The sequence below is a fragment of the Microbacterium sp. zg-Y625 genome, assembly GCF_030246925.1.
Taxonomy (GTDB): Bacteria; Actinomycetota; Actinomycetes; order Actinomycetales; family Microbacteriaceae; genus Microbacterium; species Microbacterium jiangjiandongii.
Window position 1 is genome coordinate 30,444 of record NZ_CP126740.1, and the last position, 18,510, is coordinate 48,953.

Annotated in this window: 15 protein-coding genes; 9 read left to right on the forward strand and 6 right to left on the reverse strand. The window is 71.4% G+C overall.

Annotated features, from left to right (window positions below):
• Positions 1-8: 8 nt before the first annotated feature.
• Entirely contained in the window at positions 9-1,262 is a 1,254-nt protein-coding gene (locus tag QNO14_RS00165; protein WP_257495240.1) for an MFS transporter, read from the reverse strand.
• A 59-nt stretch (positions 1,263-1,321) separates the two neighbouring features.
• Here QNO14_RS00165 and QNO14_RS00170 point away from each other — a divergent pair, with 59 nt between their 5' ends.
• The 7 genes from QNO14_RS00170 (at position 1,322) to mnhG (ending at position 8,685) form a co-directional block, all read left to right on the forward strand.
• Complete coding sequence (locus QNO14_RS00170; protein ID WP_257495241.1) at positions 1,322-2,374, forward strand: LacI family DNA-binding transcriptional regulator; 1,053 nt, start codon at positions 1,322-1,324, stop codon at positions 2,372-2,374.
• Between the two features lie 94 nt (positions 2,375-2,468).
• Entirely contained in the window at positions 2,469-5,414 is a 2,946-nt protein-coding gene (locus QNO14_RS00175; RefSeq protein WP_257507001.1) for a Na+/H+ antiporter subunit A, read from the forward strand.
• Complete coding sequence (locus tag QNO14_RS00180; RefSeq protein WP_257495243.1) at positions 5,399-5,923, forward strand: Na(+)/H(+) antiporter subunit C; 525 nt, start codon at positions 5,399-5,401, stop codon at positions 5,921-5,923. The genes QNO14_RS00175 and QNO14_RS00180 overlap by 16 nt, the downstream gene beginning before the upstream one ends.
• Positions 5,920-7,485, forward strand: a complete 1,566-nt coding sequence (locus QNO14_RS00185) for a Na+/H+ antiporter subunit D (RefSeq protein WP_257495244.1) — start codon at positions 5,920-5,922, stop codon at positions 7,483-7,485. The genes QNO14_RS00180 and QNO14_RS00185 overlap by 4 nt, the downstream gene beginning before the upstream one ends.
• A complete protein-coding gene (locus QNO14_RS00190; RefSeq protein ID WP_257495245.1) occupies positions 7,482-8,066 on the forward strand; it encodes a Na+/H+ antiporter subunit E in 585 nt (194 codons plus the stop codon). The genes QNO14_RS00185 and QNO14_RS00190 overlap by 4 nt, the downstream gene beginning before the upstream one ends.
• Positions 8,067-8,068: 2 nt before the next feature.
• Positions 8,069-8,332, forward strand: a complete 264-nt coding sequence (locus tag QNO14_RS00195; protein ID WP_306815136.1) for an MrpF/PhaF family protein — start codon at positions 8,069-8,071, stop codon at positions 8,330-8,332.
• A complete protein-coding gene (gene mnhG, locus QNO14_RS00200) occupies positions 8,329-8,685 on the forward strand; it encodes a monovalent cation/H(+) antiporter subunit G (protein ID WP_257495247.1) in 357 nt (118 codons plus the stop codon). The genes QNO14_RS00195 and mnhG overlap by 4 nt, the downstream gene beginning before the upstream one ends.
• Positions 8,686-8,781: 96 nt before the next feature.
• Here mnhG and QNO14_RS00205 read toward each other — a convergent pair whose 3' ends face one another.
• Positions 8,782-9,951: an alpha/beta hydrolase gene (locus tag QNO14_RS00205; RefSeq protein WP_257507000.1), complete on the reverse strand. Its 1,170-nt coding sequence runs from the start codon at positions 9,949-9,951 to the stop codon at positions 8,782-8,784.
• Positions 9,952-10,082: 131 nt separating this feature from the next.
• Here QNO14_RS00205 and QNO14_RS00210 point away from each other — a divergent pair, with 131 nt between their 5' ends.
• Together QNO14_RS00210 and QNO14_RS00215 are read left to right on the forward strand one after the other, a co-directional pair.
• Positions 10,083-10,220 (forward strand): hypothetical protein, encoded by a 138-nt coding sequence (locus tag QNO14_RS00210; protein WP_257506999.1) that lies wholly within the window; start codon positions 10,083-10,085, stop codon positions 10,218-10,220.
• On the forward strand, positions 10,217-11,953 hold the full coding sequence (locus tag QNO14_RS00215; protein ID WP_257506998.1) for a glycosyltransferase family 2 protein: 1,737 nt from the start codon (positions 10,217-10,219) through the stop codon (positions 11,951-11,953). The genes QNO14_RS00210 and QNO14_RS00215 overlap by 4 nt, the downstream gene beginning before the upstream one ends.
• A gap of 99 nt (positions 11,954-12,052) precedes the next feature.
• Here the strand turns inward: QNO14_RS00215 and QNO14_RS00220 are convergent, their stop codons facing one another.
• The 4 genes from QNO14_RS00220 to argG form a co-directional block, all read right to left on the reverse strand.
• The gene (locus QNO14_RS00220) at positions 12,053-13,501 is read right to left on the reverse strand and encodes a phytoene desaturase family protein (RefSeq protein WP_257506997.1); all 1,449 of its coding nucleotides are present in this window, start codon (positions 13,499-13,501) and stop codon (positions 12,053-12,055) included.
• Complete coding sequence (locus QNO14_RS15305) at positions 13,498-14,184, reverse strand: SRPBCC family protein (protein WP_306815117.1); 687 nt, start codon at positions 14,182-14,184, stop codon at positions 13,498-13,500. The genes QNO14_RS00220 and QNO14_RS15305 overlap by 4 nt, the downstream gene beginning before the upstream one ends.
• A 99-nt stretch (positions 14,185-14,283) precedes the next feature.
• Entirely contained in the window at positions 14,284-16,941 is a 2,658-nt protein-coding gene (locus QNO14_RS00230) for a penicillin acylase family protein (RefSeq protein ID WP_257506996.1), read from the reverse strand.
• A 112-nt stretch (positions 16,942-17,053) separates the two neighbouring features.
• Entirely contained in the window at positions 17,054-18,496 is a 1,443-nt protein-coding gene (argG, locus tag QNO14_RS00235) for an argininosuccinate synthase (protein ID WP_257495252.1), read from the reverse strand.
• Positions 18,497-18,510: the final 14 nt, after the last annotated feature.

Below are 18,510 nucleotides of genomic sequence, written 5' to 3' on the forward strand. Positions count from 1 at the left end.
CGACGAGCCTAACCGTGGTCCGGGTGGTGACCCGCCCCGACCTTCGCGCCGGCGAGGGGTCGGGCGGACTGCGAGGCGAAGCCGGATGCCACGACGAGCACCACCAGCACGTAGAGGGTGTTGAGCAGTCCGATGTGGTCGCTGATGAAGCCGAGCACCGGCGGTCCGCAGAGGAACGCGACGTAGCCGATGGTGGCGGCGGCGCTGACCCGCGAGGCGGCCTTGGCCGGATCATCGGCGGCGGCCGACATGCCCAGCGGAAAGCCGAGCGACGCGCCCACGCCCCAGAGCGCTGCGCCCACGAAGACCAGCGGCAGGTTCGGCGCGAGGATGAAGAGCAGAATGCCGGCTGCGGCGAACCCCGACAGCACGCGCAGCGTGGCGACGCGTCCGAAGCGGTCCACGAGCGGTCCGCCGAGCACGCGCACGACCGTCATGGCGACGGAGAACACCATGAGCGCTGCCGCGCCCAGGGCGGGGCCGCCGGAATGGTCCTCGCTGACGCCCAGGGCGAGCCAGTCGTTGGCGCCGCCCTCGGCGAACGCCATGCCGAGCATGACGACACCGAGCGCGTACGTGCGCGGCTCGCGCCACGCGGCGAGGGAGACGGCCAGGCGCTGCCGCCAGCCGGGGGCGTCCGCCGCGTCTGCGGCGTCCGCGGCAGGGTCGCCGGCGCCCTCGCGCGGCGGCACGTTCGCGTAGGCGACCACGGCGACGATGAGGATGACCACCGCGACGATGACGGTGTGCGTGAACACATCGACGCCGAGCCCGGCGGTGACGGCGCCCAGGCCCGCACCGAAGACGGTGCCGAGACTGAAGAACGCGTGGAAGAGGGGGAGGAGGGTCTTGCCCGACTGGGTCTCGATCGCGGCGCCCTCGACGTTCATCATGACGTCGACCGAGCCGTTGCCGAAGCCGAACAGCGCCAGTCCGATCACGACGAGCGGCACGGACGAGGCGAGATTGGTGCCCACGCCGATCAGTGCCACGCCGATGGCGAAGACGATCATGGCGCCGAGCATGCCCTGCCGGGTGCCGAAGCGGGCGATGATGACCCCGGATGCGGAGAGGCCCAGGATCGAGGCGACGCCCATGCCGAGCAGCATGAGTCCGATGTCGCTGTTCTCGATGCCGAGGTCGCTGCGGATGGCCGGGACCCGCGAGGCCCACGTGGCGATGCTCAGTCCACTCGCGGTGAAGATGGCGAAGATGGCGGCGCGCCAGCGCACGAGCTGGGTTCGAGTGAGCTGGGCTTCCACCGGGCAAGCGTAGCGAATCGATTCGCCTCGCATCTGCGCAGGCTACGATCGGGGGCGTCATGAGCACACGCCGCGCAACGATCGCCGACGTCGCCCGCACCGCCGGGGTGTCACCGTCGACCGCGTCGGTCGTGTTCAGCGGCAAGACCCCGGTGTCGGATGCCACGCGCGAGCGCGTGCTGCAGGCGGCATCGGAGCTGGGGTACACCGGCCCCGACCCGCGCGCCGCGTCGCTTCGCCGTGGTCGCTCCGGCATCGTCGGGGTGCTCTTCCAGGGCCATCTCGGCGCCGCGTTCGTCGACCCCGTCGTGCGGGCGATGATGGACGGCCTCGCCGACGCGGTGGCGCCGATGGATGCCGGGCTGCTGCTGCTGCGCCACGACGCGGACGGCACCACGGGGGGCGCCTCGCTGACGAACGCCCCCATCGACGCCGCCGTGCTGGTGGGATGGACCTCGGTCATCGCGGAGTCCCTGCAGACGCTGCGTGCCCGCGGCATCCCCGTCGTCGTCGTCGAGGGCGACGCCGGGCCCGACGTGCCACGGGTCATCCTCGACAACCGCGAGGCCCAGCGGGCCCTCGCCAGTCACGTCCGCTCGCTCGGGCACACCGACGTCGCGCTCCTCACGCTGCCCACCGACATCCGCCGCCGCCCGGGATGGCTGCATGCCGACGACGACATCGGCGTCGACGTCACGCGTCACCGCCTGGAGGGCGCGCGCGAGGTGTATCCCGACGCCCCGGCGTACGCCGCTGCAGGCAGCTCGATCGACGAAGGCGTGGCTGCGGGCCGCGCGATCCTCGCCGATCCGCAGCGGCGCCCGACCGCCGTGCTCGCGCAGAGCGACCTTCTCGCCGCCGGCGTGCTGCGTGCCGCAGAGGAACTGGGCCTGCGTGTCCCCGAGGACCTCAGCGTCACCGGTTTCGACGGCATCGACGTCGACGGGCTGGCCCCCTTCGAGCTCACGACGATGGTGCAGCCCGCGGTGGAGAAGGGCCGCGCCGCGGGGGAGGCGATCGTGGCGATGCTGGAGGGTCACCAAGCGCCGTCTGTGTGCTTCAGCAGTGTGTACCACGAAGGGAATACAACCGCTCCGATCGCTCGGCTATGACCCTGTCGAACGGAATGGCCCTCGCACCCCGGTAGACTGGGTTTCGATCCCGTAACGTTCGTGCCTCTGGCCGCGACCCCCGAGGAGGCCGCGCATGCTGATAGTCCTCGGCGCGTTCGCGATCCTTCCGCTCACGCTGCCGTGGCTGGTCAGCCGCATCGGTGCCCGCGCGTTCTACGTTGCGGCCGTGCTCCCGGTGATCGCGTTCGTGCACACGCTGACGCGGACGCCCGCCGTGCTGTCGGGCGAGATCCCGTTCGAAACGTTCTCGTGGATCCCGGCGCTCGACATAGCGATCTCGATGCGCATGGACACCCTCGGCTGGGTCATGGCGCTGATCGTCACCGGCGTCGGCGCGCTCGTGATGGTCTACTGCCGCTGGTACTTCGACGGCAAGCGCGACGGTGTGGGCCAGTTCTGCGCCGTGCTGCTGGCGTTCGCCGGTGCCATGTACGGCCTCGTGCTCACCGACGACATCGTTCTGCTGGTCATGCTCTGGGAAGTCACGAGCGTGCTGTCGTACCTGCTCATCGGCTTCTACCACCGTCGCGGAGCGAGCCGTCGCGCCGCGATGCAGGCGCTGCTGGTGACGACGCTCGGGGGCCTCGTCATGCTGATCGGCGTGGTGCTGCTGGTGGTGCACACCGGCACGACGAGCCTCTCCGGCATCCTCGAGCTCGCCCCCACCGGCTCCGTGGTCGACGCCGCGCTCGTGCTGATCCTGGTCGGAGCGCTGAGCAAGTCGGCCATCTTCCCCTTCCACTTCTGGCTGCCCGGCGCCATGGCCGCGCCCACGCCGGTGAGCGCGTACCTGCACGCCGCCGCCATGGTCAAGGCCGGCATCTACCTCATCGCCCGCCTCGCGCCGGTGTTCGCACTGGCGGCGCCGTGGCGGCCGATCGTCGTGGGGCTCGGCGTTCTCACGATGCTCATCGGCGGGCTGCAGGCCCTGCGGGAATCGGACCTCAAGCGCGTCCTCGCCTTCGGCACGGTGAGCCAGCTCGGCATGCTGACCGCGGTGCTGGGGTACGGCACGCGCGACGCCGCGCTGGCGGGGCTGGCCCTGCTCATCAGCCACGCCCTCTTCAAGTCCGCGCTCTTCCTCGTGGTCGGCGTCATCGACCGCCAGCTGTCCACGCGTGACATCTCGGAGCTCTCCGGCGTCGGGCGGCAGGCGCCCACACTCGCGGTGTTCACGAGCATCGCGATCGCCTCGATGGTCGGCGTCATCCCCACCATCGGGTTCGTGGCCAAGGAGGCCGCCCTCACCGCGTTCCTGAACGAGGGCGACGACGGCCAGGTGTGGGCGATCGTCGGTCTCGTGGGACTCGTCCTCGGGTCCGTGCTCACGGCGGCATATGGCATCCGGTTCATCTGGGGGGCGTTCTGGACGAAGAAGGATGCCGCCGGGCAGCCCATGCCGCGAACGGAATGGCCCGATCCGCCGATCGGCTTCCTCGGTGCGCCCGTGGTGCTCGCCGGACTCACGCTCGTGGCCGGCTTCGCCGCCCCGCTGGTCGACGGTGTTCTCGCGACGTACGCCGACGCCGCTCCGGTGGCCAGCCCTGGTGTGCCGGCCCCCGATCACGTCTACCACCTCGCGCTCTGGCATGGGCTCGAGCCGGCGCTGTGGCTTTCGCTGGGCTCGATCGCGTGCGGGGCCGCGCTGTTCTGGCTGGTCAAGCGCCTCGGCGCGCCGCGGCGCCTGCTCCCGTTCACCGCGGCCGGGGTCTACAACCTGGTGCTGCGGGGCATCGCGCGGCTGGCGGTCGTGACCGTGTCGGTCACCCAGCGAGGATCGCTGCCCCTCTACGTCGGGACGATCTTCGTCGTCTTCGTCGCCGCGGAGGCCACGGCGCTGCTCGCGTCGCCCGAGTGGAGGATGAATCTCGACGCCTGGCAGTCGCCGACGCAGCTGCTCGTCGCCCCGCTCATGATCATCGCCGCCATCGTCGCGGTCCGCGCCCGCAAGCGGTACACCGGCGTGGTGCTGGTGTCGGTGACGGGCCTCGGGATGGTCGTGCTCTTCGCCACCAGCGGCGCCCCCGACCTCGCGCTGACGCAGGTGCTCGTCGAGACGGTCACGCTCGTCGCATTCGCGCTGGTGCTGCGCCGCATCCCCGCCCGCCTGGGCGAGCACAACGCCTCGGTGCTGCCGGTGGCCCGCGCCGTGCTGGCCGTGGCGGTCGGCCTCACGATGGCGATGGTCGCCGTCGTCGCGACCGGCGCCCGCATCCACGAGCCGGTCTCGGCGGCTTTCCCGGAACTGGCGTACGAGCTGGGTCACGGCAAGAACGTCGTGAACGTGGCGCTGGTGGACCTCCGTGGCTGGGACACGATGGGGGAGCTGTCGGTGCTCATCCTGGCAGCCACCGGCGTGGCATCCCTCGTGTTCGTCACGCATCGGGCCGACACCCTGTCGCGCGCCGTCTCACCGCTGCCGAATCTGTCGGTGCGCACGCGGCGTCCGCTCGTCGACACCGACGAGGGCCCGCGTCCGCAGACCGCCGACAACCGCGGGGCCCCCCGCACCTGGCTGGTCGGCGGTCAGCGCGTCAGGCCCGAGAACCGCTCGATCATGCTCGAGGTGATCGTGCGCATCCTCTTCCACACGATCATGCTCGTGTCGATCTACCTGCTCTTCGCCGGCCACAACCTTCCGGGAGGTGGCTTCGCGGGCGGCCTCGTCGCCGGCATGGGGCTCGTCATGCGGTACGTCGCGGGCGGTCGCTATGAGCTCGGCGCCGCAGCGCCGACCGACGCCGGCCGTCTGCTGGGCGCCGGCATGGCGCTGGCTGTCCTGTCCGCCGTCGTGCCGCTGCTGTTCGGCCAGGCGCCGCTGACGAGCACCTTCTGGGAGGCCGAGCTTCCCCTGCTCGGACACGTCGAATTCGTCACCTCGACCATCTTCGACGTCGGCGTGTACCTCGTGGTGATCGGACTCGTCCTCGACGTGCTGCGGAGCCTGGGGGCCGAGGTCGACCGTCAGACGCAGGAGCTGCGTGACAAGGGGGTGACCGCTTCGTGGATGTCTCACTGACCCTGATCGTCATCATGGCGGTGCTCTTCGCCGCCGGTGTCTATGCCATGCTCGAGCGCAGCCTCACCCGCGTGCTCATCGGGTTCCTGCTGCTGGGCAACGCCGCCAACCTGTTCCTCTTGGTCGTCATGGGGCAGCCCGGCACGGCTCCGTTCTTCGGCGAGGCGGATCCCGAGCAGATGAGCGACCCGCTGCCGCAGGCGCTCACCCTGACGGCCATCGTCATCACGTTCGCGGTGTCGGCGTTCCTGCTCGCTCTCATCTACCGGTCCTGGCAGCTCGGCCAGGCCGACACCGTCGAGGACGACGCCGAGGATGTCGCCGTGCGCGAGCGCAGCGCCGTCGACGAGGACTCGATGGACGACGAGGTCAGCGACGACGACGACGACGCGACGACGGACTTCGTCGGCGTCGAGACCGCACCGATCACGGTGCTGCACGCGAAGGACGTCCCCGGCTTGCGCGACGACGCCCCCACCGACCGACCCCACCGCGGAGCCGACCGATGAGCGCGCTGGTTCCCCTGCTCGTCACCCTTCCGCTGCTGGGTGCGGCCGTCGCGCTGATCGCCGGCCGCCACCGGCGCACGCAGGTCGTCGTCTCGGTGCTGACGCTGAGCCTGGTGTGCATCATCGCCGCCGTGCTGCTGGTCACCGTCGACTCCTCCGACCTGCCGATCGCCGTCTCGGTGGGCGGGTGGCCGATCCCCTTCGGCATCGTTCTGTACGTCGACCGGCTCGCCGCGCTCCTGGTGATGGTCTCGAGCATCGTGCTGCTCGCGGTGCTGCTGTTCTCGGTCGGGCAGGGCGCCGCCGACGGTGACGATGACACGCCGGTGTCGATCTTCCACCCCTCCTACCTGATCCTCGCCGCCGGCATCTTCAACGCCTTCATCGCCGGTGACCTGTTCAACCTCTACGTCGGCTTCGAGATCCTGCTGGTCGCCTCGTACGTGCTGATCACGCTCGGCGGCACGGAATCGCGCATCCGCACCGGCGTGGTCTACATCGTCGTGTCGCTGGTCTCCTCGATCCTCTTCCTCTCGGCGATCGCCGCGATCTACGGGGCCCTCGGCACCGTCAACATGGCGCAGCTGTCGCAGCGGATGGGGGAGCTCCCCCAGGAGACCCAGCTGGTGCTGCACGTGATGCTGCTGGTCGCCTTCAGCATCAAGGCGGCCGTCTTCCCGCTGTCGTTCTGGCTGCCCGACTCGTATCCGACCGCACCGGCGCCGGTCACCGCCGTGTTCGCCGGGCTGCTGACGAAGGTCGGCGTCTACGCGATGATCCGCACCGAGACGCAGATCTTCCGCGAGAACGACGTCAACACCGTGCTGCTGATCGTCGCCCTCGCCACGATGGTCGTCGGCGTGCTCGGCGCCGTTGCCCAGGCCGAGCTCAAACGCATCCTGTCGTTCACGCTGGTGAGCCATATCGGCTACATGGTCTTCGGCCTGGCCATCGCCACCCCGGCGGCCATCGGGGCGACGGTCTACTACACGGTGCACCACATCGTCGTGCAGACGACGCTCTTCCTCGCGGTGGGCCTCGTGGAGCGCCGCGCCGGCTCCACGTCGATCCTCAAGGTGCGTGGGCTCATGCGGGCCGCCCCGCTGCTGGCGGTGCTCTACTTCATCCCGGCGATCAACCTCGGCGGACTGCCGCCCTTCTCGGGGTTCATCGGCAAGTTCGCACTCTTCGACGCCGCTGCCTCCGTCGGCACCCCGCTCATGATGGTCGTCATCGTCGGCGGCATCGTCACGAGCCTGCTGACCCTGTACGCCCTCGTCCGCGCGTGGAACCTGGCCTTCTGGCGCGAGGACGACGAGGAGCACGGCGAGCCCGAGAACGAGGCGCGCCTGGCCTACCTGGGGGCCGCTCCCGCCGCAGCCGCTCAGACCAAGCGCCGGGTCATCCCGCGCATCATGACGGCGGCGACCACCGGCATGGTCGCCCTGACCATCGCCCTGTCGGTCTTCGCCGGTCCGCTCTACGACGTGTGCGCGCGCATCGGCGCGTCGCTGATGGACCCGGTCACCCTGGTGCAGCTCGAAGAGGGGGGCCAGCCGTGAGCCCCGAGCGTCACTCGCCGCTGTCGCAGCTGTGGCGGCAGCTGCCGTTCTTCGTCTGGCTGATCGCGCTGTGGATGCTGCTGTGGGGCCAGTTCACCGTGCTCGGCCTGGTGAGCGGCCTGGTGGTCGCGGTCTTCGTCACCCGCGTGTTCCGGCTTCCGCCCGTGGAGCTCTCCGGCCGGATCAACCTCTGGCACGGTCTGGTCTTCGTCGTCACGTTCTTCGTCGCCGTCGTCCGGGGTTCGCTGCTGGTGGCCTGGCAGGTGCTCAATCCCACCCGCTACCCGGGCACCGCCGTCATCGCCGTGCCGCTGCGTACCGACGACGACCTCGTCATGACGCACGTCGGGGTCACCGCCTCGCTCATCCCGGGCTCCCTCGTCGTCGAGGCGGACCGAGACCGCCGCATCCTCTATCTGCACGTCATCGGGGTCTCGAGCGACGACGATGTGCGGATGCAGCGGCAGGCCATCCAGGGGTGGGAGGCGCGGATCGTGCGTGCCGTGGGATCGCAGGCCCAGCTCGAGAAGATCCGGGCCGCGGCCGTGGACACGCCTCGCCAAGGGGGTGCACCGCTGTGAGCATGCTGCTGATCGCGATCTACGTCATCTTCGCCGCGGCCGGGCTGCTGACGGTCTGGCGCATCATCACGGGTCCCTCGATCCTCGACCGCGCCGTGGCATCGGACGTGCTTCTCACGCTGGTGATGTGCCTGCTGGGGGCCGAGATGGCGATCAACCACCACACCCGTACGCTGCCGGTGCTGCTGATCATCGCCGCCGTCGGCGTGTTCGGCTCGATCTCGATCGCGCGTTTCGTCGCGAGAAGGGACAACACCGAGCGATGAACGCCGTGCTCGACATCCTCTCCCTCGTCCTCATCCTGCTGGGCGCCGTGCTGTGCCTCACGGCCGCGATCGGGCTGCTGCGCTTCCACGACGTGCCCAGCCGACTGCACGCCGCGACGAAGCCGCAGGTGCTGGGGCTCATCCTGATCTGTCTCGCGGTGGCCCTCTCGGCGCGGTCGTGGGCGGTGGTCGCGTTCCTCGTCGCGACCGTGATGGTGCAGCTGGCCACGGCGCCGCTCTCGGCGCACATGGTGGGCCGCGCCGCCTACCGCAACGGCACGATCGACGGGCGTTCCCTGTACGTCGACGAACTGGCCCGGTCCCGCGAGACCCCGCCCGCAGCCGGCGGCTGACCCCCCGTTGCCGAGTGAGTATTCGCGTCGCCGAGTGAGTATTCGCGTCGCCGAGTGAGTACTCGCGTCGCCGAGTGAGTACTCGCGCGTCCGGCGTCAGGCCTCGTGCAGGCGGGCCAGCACACCGACGACCTGGCGGTGCCACTCCCGCGCAGCCGACAGCGCCCCGGTGTAGATCGCCGCGTCGTGCGACACGCCCTGATACCTCACCACCGTTGCCGCAACACCGGCGGCGCGCAGTCGGGCCCCGTACTCGGCGCCGTCCCGCCGCAGTGGATCGTACTCCGCGGTGAGGATCACCGCCTCGGGCAGACCCGCGTGCGACGCCGCACGCAGCGGCGAGGCCAGCTCATTGCGCCCGTCGGCCTTGCGGGGCAGGTAGGTACCGGCGATGGAGCGGAGCTCTCGCATCGCGAGGAAACTCGGGATGCCGAGCGCGCGCGTCGCCGCCAGGTCGATGTGCGCGCCGGTGAGATCGGTCACCGGCACTTCCAGCAGCTGCAGCCGGATCGGCAGGGCCGACCGCTCGCGGTTCGCCAGTGTCAGCGCGGCCGCGATGCATCCCCCCGCCGAGGTGCCGGCGATCCCGAGGCGTTCCCGGTCGACGCCGAGCGAGGGGGCGTTCTCGTGCAGCCACATCAGCGCCGCGTGCGCCTGCTCGACCTGCGTCGGGAAGCGGTGCTCGGGCGCGAGGGCGTAGTCCACCGCGACCATGACGACACCGGCCTCCGCTGCGCGGCGGCGGCACGCGGCATCCGTCGTCGGGTAGTCGATGCCCCCCTGCCGGAACGCCCCGCCGAAGAACGTCAGCCATGCGGGGAGTGTTTCGGCATCGGCGCCGTCCGGGTAGTACAGCCGCACGCGCACCGCGGGGTAGCCGGCCACCGGCACCTTGTGATCGACGATGCGCAGGTCTGGCCCGGGGGTGCCCACCGTCGCCAGTTCGGTGCGGTCCCAGGCCAGGGCGGCGCGCCGGTGCCGCGCCCGTGCCCGCGCGCGGTCCTGTTGTGGTGCGCGGCGAACCTGAGCGGATGCCGCGGGCGCGGCGCCCGGGCTGCGACCACCGACGCCGTCGCCTGCCTCCCCGCGCGCGCCCGTCGCCTTGCCCGACGCCTGCACCGCGGTGCCGGTGGCTTCGGCGGCTCCCGCGCCGCCGAAGACCCCCAGCCACCCGGCTACCCGGGCGCGGAACGCGTCCACGTTGCGCTGGATCAGGTATCGGCGGTGCACCCGAAGGCGCTCGGAGAAGAACGGGTCAAGGGGCATCGCGGTTTCCTCCCGGGCGGGGTTCGATTCTAGGAGCCGTCGCGCGGGAAGCGCTGGCCGCAGGCCGCAACACGTCGAAGGGCTGAACGCAACCCCTTCAGACCTCGCCGCCCACCCTGTTGAGTGGAGGTATGAGAAGAGATCTCCTGCGCGCGGGGCACGCCCCCGCACGGTACGCCGATTCCCTTCCCCCCGCGTATGACGCCCCCGCGCATGACGCCCGTGCGGACCGTGCCCCCGGGCTCCGCGCGACGGATGCCGCGGCATGACGGCAGCGGCATCCACCGCCCCGGTGCGCGTGAGTGTGGTCGTCCCCGTCTTCACCCCGGGCGCAGGGTTCGATGAGCTCATCGCGTCGCTGGACCGGCAGACCCTGAGCGCACGCCAGTTCGAGGTGCTGCTGTGCGACGACGGCTCGGGCGAGCCCACGGACAGTCGCCTGGCCGAGGTCGCGCGCCGGCGGCCGAACGTCCGCGTGCTGACGCTGCCGCACAGCGGATGGCCGGGAACACCCCGCAATCACGGGATCGATGCGGCCCGCGGCGAATACGTCTTCTTCGTCGACCAGGACGACTGGCTGTTCGACGGCGCGCTCAAGGATCTCTGCGACTACGCCGATCGCCACGGGTCGGACGTCATCGTCGGCAAGGAGGTCGGCATCGGCCGTCGCATCCCGGCCGGGATCTTCCGCCGCGACATCCCGCACGCACAGCTGGGCGTCGACCCCCTGCTGGAGATGCTGACCCCGCACAAGATGTTCCGCACGTCGTTCCTGCGGCAGAACGGCATCCGCTTTCCCGAGGGTCGGGTGCGGCTGGAGGACCACCTCTTCGTGATGCAGGCGTACTTCGCCGCCGACACGATCTCCATCCTCGCGAGCCGCCCTTGCTACGCGTGGGTCAAGCACCCCGGCAGCGCCAGCGCCGCGCGCATCGATCCGGAGACGTACTTCCCGCACCTGGAACGGGTGCTGGACCTCGTCGACGAGCACACCGAGCCGGGGCCGTTGCGCGACACGCTGCTGCGGCACTGGTACCGGGGCAAGATCCTCGCGCGGCTCGAGGGCAAGCGGGTGGTGCGGTACCCCGCGGAGTATCGCAAGCGCTTCCTCGACGTCGTGACCCCCATCGCCCAGCAGCGCTTCGGGCCCGGTGTGGCGGACGGGCTCTCGTTCCCGTTGCGGGTGCGCTCGGCGCTGCTGCGCGCCGGCCGACGTGAGGACCTGTCGCGGTTCGCGGAGTTCGAGGCGGGCATCGTGTGCCGTGCCGAGGTGGCATCCGCCCGCTGGTCGCGCGGCGGGCGCCTCGCGCTGACCGTGCGGGTGCGGTTCCTGCGGGAAGGGCGGGAGGGCGAGGACGGTGAGGGCGGTCTCGTCTTCGAGCGGGTTGTGGTGGGGGCGGAGGTGGCGGGAGCGGATGCCGGTGGTGCGGTGGCGGGGGCGGATGCCGGTGCGAGGGAAACCTCCGGCGCAGACGCCGCGGCGTCGAGCGCCAAGACCGCCACCCTCTGGAAGCCGCCGGAAGAGCTCGGTTCGGACTTCCTCTCCGCGCACGCGCGCGATGCGACGCGCGATCTTCGTCTCGACCGGGTGGAGCTGACCTTGCTCGAAGGGCCTCATCGCGTCGAGCGGCGGATCCCGGGGCGGGGGCGCCTGAAGGCCGGGCGGGCTCGGGTGCGACTCGATCCGCTGCGCGTGTTCGGCCGCGACGATGCGTCGCTGGGGGGCACCCTCGTCGCTCGCGTGCGCCACGCGGGATGGACCTTCGAGACGCCGCTGCGCGCTGAGCCGACGGTCCTCGCCGAGGCGGAGCGCTCGCCGCTCCTGGCGGGTCGGGCGTGCGGGCTGCGCGCCGCCGAGGACGGTTCGGTCGAGTTCTACCGGGTGTGGCCCGGTGGGCGGCTGCGGGATCTCGCCGCCCGGGCGGTGCGACGCGTGCCCCTCGCGCGCGCGCGCGACGTCGCCGGGAAAGTCGGCCGCCGGGCCCGCGCGGTCGTGCGCTGACGCGCCCCGCTGACGGCTCCGACCCGGCGGCGCGAATACTCACTCGGCGACGGGAATACTCACTCGGCGACGGGAATACTCACTCGGCGACGGGAATACTCACTCGCGAGCGAGGGAAGGGGGCTTGCGGATGCCGAAGGTCGCGCGCAGGGCGGAGCGTGCGGCGTACCACCCCGACAGACCGTGGACTCCCGGTCCCGGGGAGGTCGACGCCCCGCACAGATACACCCCGGGCAGGGGCGTGCGCCACGGATCGGTCGAGACCACCGGGCGACGCACCAGCTGGCGCAGGGTCGCGGCCCCCGCGCTGATGTCGCCGTCGACGTAGTTCGGATTCTCGTCGGGCAGCTGCGCCGCGGTGACGCTGCGGCTGTCGATGATGAGGTCCCGGAACCCGGGAGCGGCGCGCTCGATCGTCCGCACGATCGCCTCGCGCTGATCCACGGTCGAGCCGGCCGGCACGTGCGTGTACGTCCAGAGCGTCTGCGCGTCGCCCGGCGCACGCGTGTCGTCGAGGACCGACGGCTGCGACACCAGCACGTAGGGCTCGGTGGCGTGGCGACCGTGGGCGACCTCGTTCTCGGCGCGCGCGATGTCGCGCCGCGTGCCGCCCAGGTGCACCGTCCCGGCCTGCGCCACGCGGGGATCCGACCAGGGGACCGGGCCCGACAGCGCGAAGTCCACCTTCGCCGCGGCGTTGCCGTAGCGGAACGCCTGCAGCGCGCGTCGGTAGCGCGGCGGCAGGTCGTCCCCGGCCCAGCGCAGCAGGGCCCGCGGCGTCACGTCCATCACCGTCGCGCGGGCGGCGGGAAGCTGCCGCAGCGACGTCACCTCATGGTCGGTGATCACTTCGCCGCCGTGGGCGACGATGTCGGCGATCATCGCGTCGACGATGGCCTGGCTGCCGCCGCGCGGGATCGGCCACCCGCCCGCGTGCGCGTGGGCCTGCAGCGCCAGACCGGCCCCCGCGCCCACGAGGGAGGGCTGGTGCACGATGGCGTGCGCCGACACCCCGGTGATCATCGCCGGCGCCGTCTCATCCGAGAACCGGGCGTTCCACAGCGGCGTCCCCTGCTCGGCGGTGCGGAGGGCGAAGAGGGCGGCCGCCAGCGGATGCCGCGGGATGCCGACCAGATTCGACCCCGTGAACTGCGCGATCTCGAGCGACCGGGCGGCGAGCGGTGCGAACAGGCGCCGGTACGCCCGGCCGTCGCGACCGAGCTCGGCGGCGGTCCGGTCGATGTCGCGGTAGGCGACGCCGGCGCGACCGGGCAGCGGATGGGCGAACGACACCTCCGGCGTCAGCAGCTCGATGCGCCGGCTGAGTTCGAACGCGCGGAAGAACGGCGATGCCAGCGCGAGCGGGTGCACGGCCGAGCACCCGTCGTGCCAGAACCCGGGCTGGGTGAGCTCCTGCGTGCGCGCCCCGCCCCCGGCCTGCGATGCCCGCTCGTAGACGCGCACCGCCAGTCCCGCCCGAGCCAGCGTGACCGCCGCGGCCAGCCCGTTGGGGCCGGCGCCGACGACGATGGCGTCGAGCCCGCTCATCCGGCGCGATCCGCGCTCGTCTCGGTCGACGCGGGGGTCTGCGCGTCCGCCGCGTCGTCCGCGCGGTCATCGCCCGCGGCCGCGCCGGCCGCGTCTGCGTCCGGCGCGTCCACCGTTGCGGGCTCGTGCGCACCCTTCTCGGCTTCGTCGGCCGCGGCGACGTCGGCGTGCGCCTCCTGCCCGGCGGGAGCGTCGGAGGCCTCCGGGGCGTCGGGGCGCAGCGTCTGTGCGCCCTCATCGCGCTCGCGGCGCCGTCCCTCCGCGAGGAAGGCGAGCCGGCGCAGCGTCTCGCGGTTGCGCAGTCGCATCATCGGCGCCCACAGGGCACGCGGCAGCGCCAGCGTCGGGCCCGCGACGGGCTCCTCGCCGATGCGCACGACGCACCCCTCATCGTGGGGGCGCACCTCGATCGCGACGACGGCGCGCCCGATGGGGCCGCCCTTCGCCCGCAGGCGCACGCGCTGCGGCGGCGACCAATCCACGACCTCCGTCTCGTCGTCGATCAGCACCGGCCACACCCCGAACGAATGGTGGAGCTTCGAGCCCTGCCGGGGCCACTCGGAGGACACCGCCCGCATGCGCGCGGCTCCCACCACCCAGACCGGGTAGAGCCACCCGTCCGAGAGCGTCGCGAAGACGTCGTCGGGCGTGCAGCGCATCACGCGTGCGATTCCGGATGCCATGCGGGGCTCCCCCCATCGGTTCTGCCGTCGTCGGTGTCCCGATCGTAGGCGAGAGCACACGACGGATGCCGGGGGGTTGCGCCCGCCGCCCGCACCTGCTCAGCCCGCCGGGACGAGCACCAGCTCATGCGTCGCCGCGTCGCGCACCGCGTCGTCGCTGAAGCGCCACGGGGTCATCTCGGCCCGCTGCCACGTCTCGGTCTGGTCGGTGTAGTTCGGATGGAAGGTGTGCCCGCTCGTGCCGGTGAGATGGTTCCACCGCGACGCGTCCAGGTCCGAAAGGTCCACGACCATGCGCATCGACGGCACCGTCACGGTCTCGAAGCTCCCGCTGCCGAGCACCCACCCGCTGGCATCCACCACCGACGCTCCGCCGCCGACCGGGTAGGGGCCCCGGTTGAACAGCCACTCGATCGGCGCGATGCCCGAAGACCCGAAGGTCTCGTTGGTCAGCCTGAGCGCGTGCAGCTCGCCCCACTCCCAGCGGGCGGGGTCACCGCCCTGCAGCTCCGAGAGGCGTTCCACGGCGTCGTGGGCGGTGCGCTCCAGCATGTCGCGCTGGCCGTCGACACCGAGGCCCGGGTTGGTCCACCAGGCGTCGGACGGATCCTCGAGCAGGCGGTCCACGACGAGGAACATCCGCGATTGGCTGCCCGCCGGCACCTGGGCATCGCGCTCCTTCACGAAGATGTTCGCGACCAGTTCGTCCCAGAGCACGTTGGCGTATGCCGCGGCGGGGGAGTCGGCGGTGTTCTGCGCGTCCCAGTCCTGCAGCAGCGCCAGCGCGGCATCCGTCTGCTCATCCCCGGTCTGCACGTCGGCATAGGCGGCGGCGAGGCGCTTGCCCATCCAGAACTGGGCGTCGGCCTGGATGTCACGCATGTCGTCCGTGGTCAGCGCTCCCGCGGCGGACTTCTGCTCGATGAGCTCGGTGATGCGGTCCGCTCGCCACCCGTAGTCCCAGTCGCCGGTGAGGAAGTAGGGGTACTCCTCGTCGACGACGGCGTTGTTGGCCGTGACGATGAAGCCCTCGTCGGGGTTGAAGACCACGGGGAGCTCTTCGAACGGGATCATCCCCTGCCAGTCGTAGGCCGAGTCCCACCCGGGCTGGGGGAGTGACCCGTCACCGGCACCGCGGATGGGGAGGCGCCCGGGAGTCTGGTAACCGATGTTGCCCTCCCGGTCGGCGTAGACGAGGTTCTGCGCGGGCACGTCGAACAGCGCCGCCGCCTGCCGGAACTCGGCGAAGTCGGTCGCGCGGTCCAGGGCGAAGATGGATGCCGCGGTCGACCCCGCATCCAGCGCCGTCCACCGCAGGCTGACCGCGTACTCGGCCTCGCCGGTGGGCGCGTCCACCGCACCGGCCTCGGTCGCCGGGTCGTCGGCGATGGCCGTGAACTCCCCGGTCAGTCCCGAGACGATCGGCCCGTGGACGGTGGATCGGATCTCGAGGGTCACCGGCTCGCCCCCCGCCACCTCGACGGTCTCGGTGCGCGTCTCCAGCGGCACGAGCACGCCGTCCCGCCAGTACTGGTCACCCTCGACCCGCTCCACATACAGGTCGGTGACGTCGCTGGTGAGGTTGGTGAAGCCCCACGCGATGTCGCGGTTGTGCCCGATGATGACGCCGGGGACGCCTGAGAACCCGAATCCGGTGACGTCGAAGGGGCACTGCGCCGACACGGTGCGGCAGCGCAGGTGGCTCTGGTGCCACACGCTCGGCAGCGAGGCGCCCAGGTGCGGGTCGTTCGCCAGCAGCGGCATGCCCGATTCGGTCAGCTCGCCCGAGACCACCCACGAGTTGGAGCCGATGCCTTCGCCGGCGTCGCCGAGCAGCAGCGCCGCCGCCTCGATCACCCCGTCGACCTCGACCCAGTCGATCGACGCCGTCGCGGCCTCCGCTTCGGCCTCCACCGTGGCATCCGTCGCCGCATCCGTCGTCGCAGCGGGCGCGTTGGGCGTGATCGTCGGGACGATCACCGGGTTGCGCTCGAACGGGTACGCCGGGAACAGCGCCGACACCTCGTCGGCGGAGTGGTCCCGGGCCATGAGCGCGCGGTCGGTCTCGACCTCGATGTTGCTGCGCAGGTCCCAGGCCATCGCCTTCAGCCACGCGATGGAGTCCACTGCCGTCCACGGTTCGATGCGGTAGTCGGCGTTCTGCAGCCCCAGCACGGCGTACTCGAACGATGCCGCGGCGCCGTCGTGGTCGTCGAGGTAGGCGTTCACGCCGTCGGCGTAGGCCTCGTAGTAGTCGCGCGTCGCGTCGTCGAGGTCGGCCAGCTCCTGCTCGGCGATCTCGTGCCAGCCGAGGGTGCGCAGGAACAGGTCGGTCTGCAGCTGGCTCTCGCCGAACAGCTCCGACAGGCGCCCGGCGGTCAGGTGGCGGCGGAAGTCCATCTCCCAGAAGCGGTCCTGCGCGTGGACGTAGCCCTGTGCGAAGAAGAGGTCGCCCGGTGCATCGGCGACGATCGTCGGAATCCCGAGCTCGTCGCGCAGCACCTGCACCTCACCGTCGAGACCCGCGACGGCGACGGTCCCCTCCAGCTGGGGGAACGAGCGCTGGATCGTCCAGACCACGGTGCCTGCGGCGATGAGGGCGATCACCACGATCGCGGCGACCGCTGCGAACACCCACACCCCGACGGTTCGTCTCACCGAACGGCGTTGCCGCCCGCTCGAGGCGTCGGCCTCGGCCTCGGCCGCGCGCAGCCCGTACGGGTCGTCGTCGGTCGTCGTGGCACCGCGTGTCGTCATCGAGCATCCCCAGTCCCGCCGCGGATCCCCTTCGAGCACGGCGCTTCAGAATGCTATCCCTACTCGCGGGGCATCCCGTTCCCGGGTCTCCCGCGGGGGGAGCGGGGGGCGCTCAGTCGGCGCCGAAGTCGAAGGAAGCCGACTCCGAGGCCTCGTCGACGGCCTCGGCCAGGCCTTCGCGCTCGGCCGAGTAGCGATCGGCGTGCTCGGTGATCTCGTCCGCGCCGCCCCGCTCGAGCTTTCCGACCAGTTCGCCGGTGGCGCCGCCGATGAGGCCCATGCCGGCGTACTGCTCGAGCCGCGAACGCGAGTCGGCGATGTCGAGGTTGCGCATCGTGAGCTGGCCGATGCGGTCGGTGGGGCCGAACGCGGCGTCGCCGACGCGCTCCATCGACAGCTTCTCGGGGTGGTACGACAGGGCGGGGCCGGTCGTGTCGAGCACGGTGTAGTCCTCGCCGCGGCGCAGGCGCAGGGTGACCGAGCCGCTGATGGCGGAGCCCACCCACCGCTGGATCGACTCGCGCAGCATGAGCGACTGCGGCTCCAGCCAGCGGCCCTCGTACATCAGACGGCCGAGCCGGCGGCCCTGCTCGTGGTACGTGGCGAGGGTGTCCTCGTTGAGGATGGCGTTCACGAGCCGCTCGTACGCGGTGAACAGCAGCGCCATGCCGGGGGCCTCGTAGATGCCGCGCGACTTCGCCTCGATGATGCGGTTCTCGATCTGGTCGCTCATGCCGAGGCCGTGGCGGCCGCCGATGCGGTTGGCCTCGAACACCAGCTCCACCGGATCGGTGTACTCGACGCCGTTGAGGGCGACGGGCCGGCCGGCCTCGAAGGTGACGGTGACGTCTTCGGTGTCGATCTGCACCTCGGGGTCCCAGAAGCGCACGCCCATGATGGGCTCGACCGTCTCGAGCGACACGTTGAGGTGCTCGAGGGTCTTCGCCTCGTGGGTGGCGCCCCAGATGTTGGCATCCGTCGAGTAGGCCTTCTCCGCCGAGTCGCGGTAGGGGAAGCCGTGGGCGACGAGCCACTCGCTCATCTCGGTGCGGCCGCCGAGCTCGGTGACGAAGTCGGCGTCGAGCCAGGGCTTGTAGATGCGCAGGGCGGGGTTGGCGAGCAGCCCGTAGCGGTAGAACCGCTCGATGTCGTTGCCCTTGTAGGTGGAGCCGTCGCCCCAGATGTCGACGCCGTCTTCCTTCATGGCGCGCACGAGCAGCGTGCCGGTGACGGCGCGGCCGAGCGGCGTGGTGTTGAAGTACGTGCGGCCGCCGCTGCGGATGTGGAACGCGCCGCAGGCGAGGGCGACGAAGCCCTCTTCGACGAGCGCCGTCTTGCAGTCGACCAGGCGCGCGACCTCGGCGCCGTACTCGAGCGCGCGGCCCGGGATGGCGGCGATGTCGGTCTCATCGGGCTGGCCGAGGTCGCCGGTGTAGGTGCAGGGGACGGCGCCCTTGTCACGCATCCAGGCGACGGCGACAGACGTGTCGAGTCCTCCGGAGAAGGCGATGCCGACGCGCTCGCCGACGGGCAGGGACTGAAGGACCTTCGACATGGGTCCCAGTCTAG

Bases quoted from the DNA above. Each gene is read 5' to 3' on its own strand.
- QNO14_RS00170 (WP_257495241.1), top strand. From the start codon at position 1,322: ATGAGCACACGCCGCGCAACGATCGCCGACGTCGCCCGCACCGCCGGG.
- QNO14_RS00175 (WP_257507001.1), top strand. From the start codon at position 2,469: ATGCTGATAGTCCTCGGCGCGTTCGCGATCCTTCCGCTCACGCTGCCG.
- QNO14_RS00185 (WP_257495244.1), top strand. From the start codon at position 5,920: ATGAGCGCGCTGGTTCCCCTGCTCGTCACCCTTCCGCTGCTGGGTGCG.
- QNO14_RS00195 (WP_306815136.1), top strand. From the start codon at position 8,069: ATGCTGCTGATCGCGATCTACGTCATCTTCGCCGCGGCCGGGCTGCTG.
- mnhG (WP_257495247.1), top strand. From the start codon at position 8,329: ATGAACGCCGTGCTCGACATCCTCTCCCTCGTCCTCATCCTGCTGGGC.
- QNO14_RS00205 (WP_257507000.1), bottom strand. From the start codon at position 9,951: ATGCCCCTTGACCCGTTCTTCTCCGAGCGCCTTCGGGTGCACCGCCGA.
- QNO14_RS00210 (WP_257506999.1), top strand. From the start codon at position 10,083: ATGAGAAGAGATCTCCTGCGCGCGGGGCACGCCCCCGCACGGTACGCC.
- QNO14_RS00215 (WP_257506998.1), top strand. From the start codon at position 10,217: ATGACGGCAGCGGCATCCACCGCCCCGGTGCGCGTGAGTGTGGTCGTC.
- QNO14_RS00220 (WP_257506997.1), bottom strand. From the start codon at position 13,501: ATGAGCGGGCTCGACGCCATCGTCGTCGGCGCCGGCCCCAACGGGCTG.
- QNO14_RS15305 (WP_306815117.1), bottom strand. From the start codon at position 14,184: ATGGCATCCGGAATCGCACGCGTGATGCGCTGCACGCCCGACGACGTC.
- QNO14_RS00230 (WP_257506996.1), bottom strand. From the start codon at position 16,941: ATGACGACACGCGGTGCCACGACGACCGACGACGACCCGTACGGGCTG.
- argG (WP_257495252.1), bottom strand. From the start codon at position 18,496: ATGTCGAAGGTCCTTCAGTCCCTGCCCGTCGGCGAGCGCGTCGGCATC.